At 72.5% G+C, this 11,161-nt stretch carries 12 protein-coding genes and 1 pseudogene; 11 read left to right on the top strand and 2 right to left on the bottom strand.

All coding sequences use genetic code 11. The features are described 5' to 3' along the window. The 11 genes and pseudogenes from ABT297_RS25500 to mutM all read left to right on the top strand — a co-directional run. Positions 1 to 710, top strand: a pseudogene (locus ABT297_RS25500) (DAK2 domain-containing protein); the annotation flags it as partial. 24 nt (positions 711 to 734) lie between these two features. Continuing rightward, entirely contained in the window at positions 735 to 2,933 is a 2,199-nt protein-coding gene (recG, locus tag ABT297_RS25495) for an ATP-dependent DNA helicase RecG (RefSeq protein ID WP_350553955.1), read from the top strand. A 43-nt stretch (positions 2,934 to 2,976) separates the two neighbouring features. Continuing rightward, entirely contained in the window at positions 2,977 to 3,555 is a 579-nt protein-coding gene (gene rsmD / locus ABT297_RS25490; RefSeq protein ID WP_350553953.1) for a 16S rRNA (guanine(966)-N(2))-methyltransferase RsmD, read from the top strand. A gap of 46 nt (positions 3,556 to 3,601) precedes the next feature. After that, positions 3,602 to 4,087: a pantetheine-phosphate adenylyltransferase gene (gene coaD / locus ABT297_RS25485; protein WP_350553951.1), complete on the top strand. Its 486-nt coding sequence runs from the start codon at positions 3,602 to 3,604 to the stop codon at positions 4,085 to 4,087. Between the two features lie 91 nt (positions 4,088 to 4,178). After that, on the top strand, positions 4,179 to 4,679 hold the full coding sequence (locus ABT297_RS25480) for an ATP synthase subunit B family protein (protein ID WP_350553949.1): 501 nt from the start codon (positions 4,179 to 4,181) through the stop codon (positions 4,677 to 4,679). A 98-nt stretch (positions 4,680 to 4,777) separates the two neighbouring features. Further along, positions 4,778 to 5,338 (top strand): YceD family protein, encoded by a 561-nt coding sequence (locus ABT297_RS25475; RefSeq protein ID WP_350553947.1) that lies wholly within the window; start codon positions 4,778 to 4,780, stop codon positions 5,336 to 5,338. A gap of 6 nt (positions 5,339 to 5,344) precedes the next feature. Continuing rightward, positions 5,345 to 5,518, top strand: coding sequence for a 50S ribosomal protein L32 (rpmF, locus tag ABT297_RS25470; RefSeq protein ID WP_259861936.1), 174 nt, complete (start codon positions 5,345 to 5,347; stop codon positions 5,516 to 5,518). A gap of 49 nt (positions 5,519 to 5,567) precedes the next feature. After that, positions 5,568 to 6,581 (top strand): phosphate acyltransferase PlsX, encoded by a 1,014-nt coding sequence (locus tag ABT297_RS25465; protein WP_502885646.1) that lies wholly within the window; start codon positions 5,568 to 5,570, stop codon positions 6,579 to 6,581. Positions 6,582 to 6,631: 50 nt separating this feature from the next. Then, entirely contained in the window at positions 6,632 to 7,396 is a 765-nt protein-coding gene (rnc, locus tag ABT297_RS25460) for a ribonuclease III (RefSeq protein ID WP_502885645.1), read from the top strand. Then, positions 7,371 to 8,591, top strand: a complete 1,221-nt coding sequence (locus ABT297_RS25455; RefSeq protein ID WP_350553941.1) for a mannosyltransferase family protein — start codon at positions 7,371 to 7,373, stop codon at positions 8,589 to 8,591. The genes rnc and ABT297_RS25455 overlap by 26 nt, the downstream gene beginning before the upstream one ends. Positions 8,592 to 8,601: 10 nt before the next feature. Continuing rightward, entirely contained in the window at positions 8,602 to 9,456 is an 855-nt protein-coding gene (gene mutM / locus ABT297_RS25450) for a bifunctional DNA-formamidopyrimidine glycosylase/DNA-(apurinic or apyrimidinic site) lyase (protein ID WP_350553939.1), read from the top strand. Here the strand turns inward: mutM and ABT297_RS25445 are convergent. After that, on the bottom strand, positions 9,392 to 10,171 hold the full coding sequence (locus tag ABT297_RS25445; RefSeq protein ID WP_350553937.1) for a spherulation-specific family 4 protein: 780 nt from the start codon (positions 10,169 to 10,171) through the stop codon (positions 9,392 to 9,394). The two genes, mutM and ABT297_RS25445, sit on opposite strands and share 65 nt — an antisense overlap. Positions 10,172 to 10,197: 26 nt before the next feature. Then, entirely contained in the window at positions 10,198 to 10,881 is a 684-nt protein-coding gene (locus tag ABT297_RS25440) for a CAP domain-containing protein (protein WP_350553935.1), read from the bottom strand. Positions 10,882 to 11,161 lie beyond the last annotated feature (280 nt).

The following is an 11,161-nucleotide window of genomic DNA, read 5'->3' as shown; positions in this document are numbered from 1 at the left end:
GGGCGGGGCGCCGGGAGCGCGGGGACGCCGAGCACGGGGACCGTGCCGGGGCGGGGCGCCGGGAGCGCGCCGTGGTCGTCGTGTGCAGCGGACCGGGCCTCGCCCGGCTGCTCGAGGCCGAGGGCGCCGCGGTGCTGACCGGCAGCCCCTCCACCGGCGAGATGCTCGACGCGATCCGAGGCACGGGCGCGGGCCGCGTCGTGGTGCTGCCCAACGACCCGAACGTGCTGGCCGTCGCCGCAGCCGCCGCCGCGGAGGCGCGCGTCGCGGGCGTCAGCGCGGGCGTGGTACCGACCCGCTCCCCGGTGCAGGCACTGGCGGCGCTGGCCGTGCGTGACACCGACCGGCGGTTCGAGGACGACGTGATCGCCATGGCGGAGGCGGCCGCGCGGTGCCGTTCGGCCGAGGTCACGATCGCCGGCCGGGAGGCGCTGACCGTGGCCGGGCGGTGCCAGCCGGGCGACATCCTCGCGATCGTGGACGGCGAGGTCAACCTGATCGGGCAAGATCTGACGCAGACCGCGTACCGGCTGCTGGACCGGATGCTCGCGGGCGGCGGGGAGCTCGTCACCCTCGTCGCCGGCCGGGACGCGCCCGAGGGCCTGACGGCCGCCCTGACGGCGCACGTCGAGGGTTCCTGGCCCTTCGTCGAGGTTCAGTGCTACGAAGGTGGCCAGCCGCATTACCCACTGCTCGTGGGAGTGGAGTAGCAACGAGACGGGGAAAGATCCGAAGTGGCCGACATCGACCTGACCACGCCGCTGCAGAAGGTGCTCGGGGGCAACGGCGCGAAGCTGCTGGCCGAGCACCTGGACCTGCACACGGTCGGCGACCTGGTGTACCACTTCCCGCGCCGCTACGAGGAGCGCGGTGAGCACACCGACATCCGGGCGCTGGAGATCGACACCGACGTCACCGTGTTCGGGCAGGTCAAGCGCGTGACGTCGCGGCAGTTCACACAGCAGCGCGGCAGCACGCGCGGCAAGCGGGGCTCGCTGGTCGAGGCGGTCATCGGCGACGACAGTGGCGGTGAGATCAGCGTCACGTTCTTCAACCAGCCGTGGCGGGAGAACCAGCTGCGCCCGGGCCGATGGGGGCTGTTCTCCGGCAAGGTCGGCCGGTTCAACCACAAGCTGCAGCTCAATCAGCCCGACTACGTGCTGCTCGACGCCGGTGAGGGTGAGGAGGCGGTGGAGGAGTTCGCCGGCGCGATCATCCCGGTGTACCCCGCGACCGCGCGGGTGCCGACGTGGCGCATCGCCGCGGCGGTGCGCACCGTGCTCGACGTCCTGCCGCCCACGCCCGACCCGGTGCCGGCGACCACGCGCGCGAGCCGCCGGCTGTCCGCGCTGGACAAGGCGCTGCGCGAGATCCACCGCCCGGAGTCGCAGCAAACGCTGGCGATCGCGCGGCGGCGGCTGAAGTGGGACGAGGCGTTCGCGCTGCAGCTGACGCTGGTCCAGCGCAAGAAGCGAGCGGAGGACTGGCCCGCGGTGCCGCGCCCGCGCCGCGACGACGGGCTGCTCGTGACGTTCGACGCCGGCCTGCCGTACGAGCTGACCCGCGGCCAGCGCGACGTCGGCGACGAGATCGCCGCCGACCTGTCACGGCCGCACCCGATGCACCGGCTGCTGCAGGGCGAGGTCGGCTCCGGCAAGACGCTGTGCGCGCTGCGCGCGATGCTGCAGGTCGTCGACGCCGGCGGCCAGGCGGCGATGCTCGCCCCGACCGAGGTCCTGGCCGCCCAGCACCACCGCAACGTCCTGGACCTGCTCGGCGGCATGGCCCGGGCCGGCGAGCTCGACGCCGCACCGGAGGCCACCCGCGTGGCGCTGCTGACCGGGTCGTTGGGTGCGGCCGCGCGCCGCCGCGTCGTGGAGGAGATCCGCAGCGGCAGCGCGGGCATCGTCGTCGGCACCCATGCGCTGCTCTACGAGGGCGTCGACTTCGCCGACCTCGGTCTCGTCGTCGTCGACGAGCAGCACCGCTTCGGCGTCGAGCAGCGCGACGCCCTGCGGACCAAGGCCGACCAGCCTCCGCACGTGCTCGTCATGACCGCCACGCCGATCCCGCGGACGGTCGCCATGACCGTGTTCGGCGACCTGGAGACGTCGGTGCTCAGCCAGTTGCCGCGGGGGCGCTCGCCGATCGCCTCGCACGTCGTGCCGGTCACCGAGAAGCCCGCGTTCCTGGACCGGGGCTGGCGGCGGTTGCGCGAGGAGGTCGCCAAGGGCCATCAGGCGTACGTCGTGTGCCCGCGCATCGGCGACGCCAACTCCGACGGCGAGGACGTCCCGCCGGCCGGCGACGACGGGCGCCGGCCCCCGGTCGCGGTCCTGGACGTGGCGCCGCAGCTGGAGGACGGGCCGCTGCACGGCCTGCGCATCGGGGTGCTGCACGGGCGCCTGCCCGCCGACGAGAAGGACGCGGTGATGCGCTCCTTCGCCGCCGGGCAGCTGGACGTGCTGGTCGCCACCACGGTCATCGAGGTCGGCGTAGATGTGCCCAACTCGACGATGATGATGATCCTCGACGCCGACCGGTTCGGCGTCTCGCAGCTGCACCAGCTGCGCGGGCGCGTCGGGCGGGGCAGCGCGCCCGGGCTGTGCCTGCTGGTCACCGAGTCGGGGGAGGGCACGCCCGCGCGGGCGCGCCTGGACGCGGTCGCCTCCACCACCGACGGGTTCAAGCTCGCCGAGCTCGACCTGGAGCAGCGCCGCGAGGGCGACGTACTGGGCGCCTCGCAGTCCGGCCACCGCTCGCACCTGCGGCTGCTGTCGTTGCTGCGCGACGCCGAGCTCATCGGCGAGGCCCGCGCGGAGGCGGCGCAGCTCATCGGCGAGGACCCGGAGCTGGAGCGGCACCCGGCGCTTGCCGCCACGATCGCGCGGCTGGTGGACGAGGAGCGGGCGGAGTACCTGGAGAAGGGCTGAACGTGAGTCAGATCACATCGGGCCGCCGCATACCCTGGGATTCGTGACGCGCATCGTGGCCGGGGTGCTCGGCGGGCGGCGGCTGACCGTGCCGGCCGGGCAGGGCACCCGCCCAACCTCGGACCGGGTCCGCGAGGCGCTGTTCAGCAGCCTGGACAACCTGCTCGACCTCGACGGGGCCCGCTTCGCCGATCTTTACGCCGGCTCGGGCGCGGTCGGGCTCGAGGCGTGCTCGCGCGGGGCCGCGCACGTGCTGCTCGCCGAGGCCGACGCCAAGGCGGCGCGGGTCGTCCGGGCCAATATCGCGTCGCTCAGCGTGGGTGGCCGGGTGCGGCTGGTGACCGACAAGGTCGAGCGGCTGGTCGCGGGGGAGCCGGACGAGGCGTACGACGCGGTGTTCCTCGACCCGCCCTACGTCGTGACCGACGAGCGCGTCGGCGCGGTGCTGGAGGCGCTCGCCGAGCGCTGGCTGGCGCCCGACGCCGTGGTGGTGGTCGAACGGTCCAGCCGAGGCGCCTCGATCGCCTGGCCCGGGGGCCTGCGCCAGCTCGCCGAGCGCCGTTACGGGGAGACGGCACTGTGGTACGCCCGACGGGATCGGGACGGCTCACGCGGCGCTTGACCGGGGCTTTGGTACGGTCCCCGCTCATGAGGCTTGGGCTGGTGCAATGAGGCGCGCGGTCTGTCCCGGTTCGTTCGATCCGGTCACGAACGGGCACCTGGACATCGTGGGTCGCGCATCGCAGATGTTCGATGAGGTCGTCGTCGCGGTGCTGATCAATCAGAGCAAGGCGGGGCTGTTCACCGTCGATGAGCGGCTGGAGATGCTCGCGGCGGTGACCGCGCCGTACACCAATGTCCGGGTCGACGCCTTCCAGGGCCTGCTGGTCGACTTCTGTCGCGCCCACGACATCACCGCGATAGTCAAGGGCGTGCGGGTGGCCGGCGACTTCGACTACGAGCTGCAGATGGCCCAGATGAACTACGGGCTCGGTGGCATCGAGACGCTGTTCATGCCGACCAACCCGAAGTACTCCTTCGTCTCCTCGAGCCTCATCAAAGAGGTCGCCAAATGGGGCGGCGACGTTTCGCCACATGTACCCGATCTCGTGGCGAATCGCCTGCGGGAGCGGTTCGCCTCGACGCGAAAGTAGTTGCGAAACCCCGAGTGGCGATGGAGCGGCATCGTGCTTCGAGCCGCATGATGGTTACGTCGTTCGACCTTGTGAACAGGAGTGACCGCAGGTGGATCCGCTCGAGAGCATCGACCAGATCATCGCGTTGATCGAGGGTGCACGGTCGGCGCCGATGTCGCGGGGCAACTACGTGTTCGACCGCGCGGACATGATCAATCTGCTCGACCAGTTGCGGGCTGACCTGCCAGGGGAGCTGCGCCGGGCGACCGCGCTGCTGGAGGAGCGCGACAAGATCGTCGACGCGGGCCGGCGCGAGGCCGAGCGGATCATCGCCGAGGCGGAGGCCGAGCACACCCGCCTCGTGTCGATCAACGAGATCGTTGTGTCGGCCGAGCACGAGGCGTCACGGATGATCAACGAGGCGCGTGCGGAGACGCAGCGGCTGCGCGACGAGGTCGACGACTACGTCGATACCGCGCTGGCCAACTTCGAGCAGTTCCTGACCAGGTCTCTGGCGTCCATCGAGCGCGGGCGCGACAAGATGCACGCCCTGCGCGAGATCGGCTCGTTCACCCCCGCCGGTGAGGACGACCGGCCGCTGCCGTTCTGATCCGTGCCTCCGGGCGCGCTATGGTGGGGGCGATTCGACGGAAGATCTGCCGCTCGGGTAGCCTAATCCGTCGGCCCTGCCTGGCCGGAGTCTGAACGATGCCACATCAACAGCAACCGCACCTGGATCCCCGGTCGCCGCTGGTCCTCGAGACGAGAGACCTCCCACGCCGACCGGGCGCTCTGCATGCGGTCTCGCGGAAGGTGCCGGCGCCCGAGGACCTCGGCCTGGAGCTGATCGGCGTGCCCCAGGGCGCCGAGCTCGACCTCCAGTTGCGCATGGAGTCGGTGTCCGAAGGCGTTCTCGTCTCCGGCACCGTCACCGGCCCTCTGGCTGGCGAGTGCGGGCGCTGCCTACGCCCGATCAGCGACACGCTGGACGTCCCGATCCAAGAGTTCTATGCCTACGCGCACAGCACCACGGATGAGACGACGGACGAGGATGAGGTCGGACGGCTGCAGGGCGACCTGATCGACCTGGAGCCGGCACTGCGGGACGCGGTGGTGCTCTCCCTGGCCGCCAACCCCGTGTGCCGTGAAGACTGCCCAGGTCTGTGCCCCGGCTGTGGGGTGCCGCTCGACGAGTTGCCCGAGGGACACAACCACGAGCAGTTCGACCCGCGCTGGGCCGCCCTGTCCCAGATCAAGTCAGAGGAGTAAGTTCCCGTGGCCGTTCCCAAGCGGAAGATGTCGCGCAGCAACACCCGGTCGCGCCGGAGCCAGTGGAAGGCCGTCGCGGTCTCCACCCAGCCGTGCCCGCAGTGCCGCTCGCCTAAGCTGCCCCACGCGGCTTGCTCGGTCTGCGGCACGTACAACGGCCGTCAGGTCATCGAGGTCTGACCACCGGATCCGGGTGACGCGATCCGACCGATCGCCGCACGGCGGGGGAATCCCGTCCGGCGTCGCGCGGATCGCCGTCGACCTCCTCGGCGGGGATGGGGCTCCCGCCGTCGTGGTTGACGGCGCTCTGCGCGCATGCAGCGCCGATCCAGACCTCCACCTCGTCCTCGTCGGGCCGCAGCCGTCGGCCGACGAGGTCGTCGGTGCGCTCGCGGTCAGCGACCGCGAGCGCGTCAGTGTCATCGCCGTCGACGCGGTCATCGGCATGGCCGACTCGCCGCTGCGCAACATCCGCCGCGAGACGACGGTCCGCGCGGCCGCCGAGGCGGTGTACACGGGCCGCGCGGACGCGATGGTCTCGGCCGGCTCCAGCGGCGGCGCCGTGGCCGCCTCCGCGCACGTGCTGGGCCGGCTGCGCGGCGTGCGCCGGCCGGGCCTCGCCGCGCAGGTGCCCACCGAACGGGGCCCCGTGCTCCTTGTCGACGTCGGCGTGACCCTCGACGCGACCATGCTCGAGCTCGTCCAGCACGCCGTGCTCGGCACCGCCTTCGCCTCCGTCGGGCTCGGCATCGCGCGCCCGCGCGTGGGGCTGCTGTCCATCGGCAGCGAGCCCGGCAAGGGCGACCGGCTGCGCCGTGCCGTGTCGATCGCGCTGTCCGACATCCGGCTGCCCGCCGGCGGCCGTTACGTCGGGCTCGTCGAGGGCTTCGACGTGCCGCGCGGGGGCCCCGCCGATGTGGTCGTCACCGACGGCTTCACCGGCAACATCCTGCTCAAGGGTATCGAGGGGGCGTTCACCGTCAGTCACGGTGGATTCAAGATTTCCGATGTGTACGGCACACGCCCCCGCGAGGCCGCCGTGCTCCTGGGGGTGGCCGGCGACGTCGTCGTCTGCCACGGCTCGGCCGGCGGGGCCGAGGTCGCCGACGGCATCGCCCTCGCCGCACGACTGCACCGCGACCGCATCATCCCGGCGGTCGCCGGTATCGCCGACGATCTGCTGACCGAACTCTCCTCGGCCGGCGGCCTCACCATCCGTGACGCACTGGGAGAGCGCTCGTGAAGAATCCGAACCATCTCGAGGCCGCCTTCGGTGTCGACTTCGACCCGGAGATGCTCAAGCGGGCCCTGACCCACCGTTCGTACGCGTACGAGAACGGCGGACTGCCCACCAACGAGCGGCTGGAGTTCCTCGGCGACGCCGTTCTCGGCGTGGTGATCACCACCGCCCTGTTCCAGAACCATCCGAAGCTCGCCGAGGGGCAGCTGGCGAAGCTGCGCGCCAGCGTGGTCAATATGCGTGCCCTCGCCGACGTCGCCCGACGCCTCGGCCCCAACGGCATCGGCCCGTTCCTGCTGCTCGGCAAGGGCGAGGAGGCGACCGGGGGCCGCGACAAGGCCAGCATCCTCGCCGACACGCTCGAGGCGCTCATCGGCGCGGTCTACCTGCAGTACGGCCTGGACGTCACCGCGCAGGTGATCCACAAGCTGTTCGACGGGCTGATGGCCGAGGCGGCGCTGCGCGGGGCGGGCCTGGACTGGAAGACCAGCCTCCAGGAGCTCACCGCCGGGCGGGGCCTCGGGGTGCCCGAGTACCGCATCGACGAGGAGGGCCCCGACCACGCGAAGCGGTTCACCGCCTGGGTGATCGTCGCCAAGCAGCGCTACGGCGGGGCGCAGGGCGGCAGCAAGAAGGAGGCCGAGCAGCGCGCCGCCGAGGCCGCCTGGCGGGAGCTGTCCGACGTCCAGCCGGAGTCGTCCGCCACACCCGCGGAGCCCGCCAGTCTCGGGCCGGCACCCCCCGGTTCCGCCATCCCCACCCGGACTCAACCCGCCGAGGAACCGCCCGCCGATGACGACGATCACGCCGGTAAGTGAGACCACCCAGCGCGGGCGATCCTCGCTGATCGCCTTCCCCCTGGGGTTGTACGCCCTGACCCGCCTGCTGCAGCTGGCGGTTCTGTGGTGGATGTCGCCCGACGGCAAGGTCCGCGATCGGCTGCTCGCCTGGGACGGCGGGCACTTCCTGCGCGTGGCCGAGGAGGGGTACCCGGCCGGGTACACGTTCGACGCCGACGGCCGTCTGACCGGCAATGGCCTGGCGTTCTTCCCCGGCTACCCGATGCTGGTCCGCCTCGTGCACTACGTCACCCGGCTCGACTACGGCACCGCCGCGATCACCGTGTCGTGGCTGGCCGGCGCCGCAGCCGCGGTGCTGCTGTGCGCCCTGCTCACCCGCCTGTATGACGAGCGGGTGGGCCTGCTGTTCACCGCGCTGTTCTGCTTGCAGCCGATGTCGATGTCGCTGTCGATGGCCTATTCGGAGGCGCTGTTCACCGCCCTGGTCGCCGGCATGCTGCTGCTGGCGCACCGTGGCGAATGGCTGGCCGCCGGTCTGCTCGGGCTGGGCGCCGGCCTGACCCGGCCCACGGGCGCGGCAGCGGCGATCGCGCTGACGGTCGCGGCCGGGATCGCCGTGTACCGCGCCCGCGCGGGCGCGAACGACCGCCCCGAGGCCGATCCGGACCCGGACGGGGAGGGGCGCGCGGGGGCGGGCACCGGCCGTACGACACCGATCTGGAAGCCCCTGGCCGGCGCGGTCATCGCGCTCGCCGGCGTGCCGGCGTACCTGCTGTGGGTCGGGCTGCGCGTCGGCGAGTTCGGAGCGTGGTTCGACATCCAGACCGCCGGCTGGGGCAGCACGTTCGACTTCGGCTCCTCCGGCCTGCAGTTCGTGCGCGACGCCCTGCGCGGGGGCGACGGCTGGATCCAGGTCAGCGTCGCGTGGATGCTCATCGGCACCGTCATCCTCGCCGTCATGGCGCTGCGCGGGCGCGTGTGGCCGCCGCTGGCCGTCTACGGCGTCGCCGTGCTCGTGCTGGTCCTGGGCCAGGCCGGGTATTACCACTCCAAGCCGCGGCTGCTCGTGCCCGCGCTGCTCATCCTGGTGCCGCCCGCGGTCGCGCTCGCCCGTGCGCGCCCGCGCACGGCGGCGCTGGTCGTGGCGGCCTTCGGCGCGTTTGGGCTGTGGTACGGCTCATATCTCATCACCGTCTGGCACTACGCGATCTAGAAGGACTTCCATGCCTGAGCTTCCCGAGGTCGAGACCGTCCGCCGCGGCCTCGACAAGTGGGTGTCCGGTCGGCGCATCGCCACGGTCGAGGTGCTGCATCCGCGCGCGATCCGCCGCCATCTGCCCGGCGCCGAGCACTTCTCCGGCATCCTCGCGGGCCGCCGCGTGGGCGCCGTCATGCGCCGCGGGAAGTACCTGTGGCTGCCCCTGGACGACGAGGACGCCCTCGTGGGCCACCTCGGCATGTCCGGGCAGCTGCTCATGCGGCCGGCCGACGCCGCGGCGGAGACCCACCTGCGGGTGCGCTTCACCTTCGACGACGACGGGCCCGAGCTGCGCTTCGTCGACCAGCGTACGTTCGGCGGCCTCAGCGTGTCCGCGGGCGGCGCGGTGCTACCCGCCGAGCTCGCCCACATCGCGCTGGACCCGGTCGATCCGCTGTTCGTCGACGACGCGTTCATCGAGCGGATGCGCGGCCGCCGCACCGAGGTCAAGCGGGCGCTGCTGGACCAGACGCTGATCTCCGGCGTCGGCAACATCTACGCCGACGAGGCGCTGTGGCGGGCTCGGCTGCACGGCGCGCGGGACACGTCGCAGCTTTCCCGCCCGGTGGTACGCCGCCTGCTCGGGCACGTGCGCGACGTCCTCAACGAGGCGATCGCCCAGGGCGGTACCAGCTTCGACGCGCTCTACGTCAACGTCAACGGCGAGAGCGGCTACTTCGACCGCGCGCTGAACGCCTACGGCCGCGAGGGCCTGCCCTGCAACCACTGCGGCAGCCCGATGCGCCGGGAGGCGTTCATGAACCGGTCCTCGTACTCATGCCCGCGCTGCCAGCCGCGGCCTCGCCTCGCACCACGCTGAGCTCCCGGTAGGGGCGCGGCCGGCGGGGCACCGCGGCCGGCTTGCCCAGCTCCGCGCCGACCTCGGCCAGGCCGGGCACGAGGCCGCACCAGGCGGGCAGGTCGGTGTACGGGTCGGGGGCGCCCAGGTCGGTGACGAGCCCGAAGCCGGCCCCGCGGCTGACCTGCAGCCGGGCCGCCTCGTCGAGCTCCCACGGCGGCACGGCGTGCACCAGGTGCCCGTCGCCGGGGCGTGCCCCCTCGCCGGACCAGCGCAGGTACTCTCGCCAGCTGCCGTCGAACACGCACACGGGCAGGCCGAGGTCGCGGTACGCGTTGTCGGGCGGCTCCCCGGGGTTGATCAGCACTTCCGGCAGCCCGGCACGGGTGGCGGCCTGCGCGATCACGGCGACGGGGCCGATCGCGTACGGGCTGACCGGCGTCCGATCGAGGAACACGCCGTGCACCGGGTAGCCGGCCCACCGGTACACATCCGCGCGGATGTCCGCGACCGGGCGGGTGCCGTAGTCGATGTCGACGTAGCCGAGCAGCCGCACGCCGGCCGCCTCCAGGCGGCTCATGGCGGCCGTCCACAGCGGATCCCGGCCGCTGCCGGGCCCCCGCGCGACGTCGACGACGACGGTGAACGCCGGACCGTGTCCCGCGACGATCTCCCACGCGTGTGGCCGGGCCAGCGGATGCGCCCGCAGCGGCAGGAGCGTCGGAACCCGGTCCACGACCGGACTAACGATGCTGGGCCCCCTCAAGCACGGCCGATGTCCACGGTCCAGTATGGCGTGCGACCGCGCATCGCGACCCCGGCGCCGATCGATGTGATGCCGCAGTCGACCAGCACGGCGTGCGTGTTGTCGCCGCGCACCCAGCGTTTGACGGTGTCGCCGGGGTCGCCGCCCTTGGCGGTCAGTTCGTTGGCGAAGGCGGTGTATCCAGCGGCCCGGACGCGCCCGGCCGGGTCGCTGCCGTCGCTGCCGCTGCTACCGGTGAAGTCCCGGGCGGCCATGTCGGCCGCGTGTCCCCGCGCGGCCGTGCGCAGCCTGCCGTCGACCCGCAGCGGATCGCATCTCCGCTTGCGCCGCTCGTTGTTGATCAACTGGACGGCGCGGTCCTCGTAGTCGGTGTTGAAGTTCGCCGACACCGGCGTGGTCCGGGTCGCGGCCGGGGCGGTGCTCACGGGCGGCGCGCTGCTCGCCATGGCGGGCGCGCTGGACGGGGCCGGAGCGCTGGACGAGGTCGGCGCGCTGGACGAGGCGGGCTCGGGCGCGCTCGCCGGGGGCGCGGCCCGCTCGGCGCCGGAGGAGCCGCTGCCGTCGCCGAGCGCCGGAAGGATCATCGCGCCGAGGCCGAACACGACCAGCACGCTGGCGACGATCGCGGCGATGCCTGCGGGACCCAGCCTGGTCACGAGGCCGGGTCGCGGTGCCGTCATCGCGCTCTCCCGGTCGTGTGGGTCTCAGAATTTCTCGGACAAGACGCTACTTTGCGGTGGCGCTGCGGGGCAACTGGTGGCACACTGCCACGATCGGCGCGGACGGTGCGGATCACGCACCCGGGTGAGTGAGAACACCCTGGCCAGGACCTTTGGCGTGCCGGTTGGCTTGACTAAGTCGCGCCCCGGAAGGAACATAGAGGGGTCGCCAGTCGCGCCCATTTACGCCCTTGTGCTTCGGTCGCGGGGTGCTGGGCGCGCGTTTGCCGGACTCGACCGG

The organism is Dactylosporangium sp. NPDC000555, from assembly GCF_040300025.1.
Classification (GTDB): Bacteria; Actinomycetota; Actinomycetes; order Mycobacteriales; family Micromonosporaceae; genus Dactylosporangium.
The sequence above is the reverse complement of the archived record's forward strand: the minus strand, read 5'-3'. Positions and strand labels throughout refer to the sequence as shown.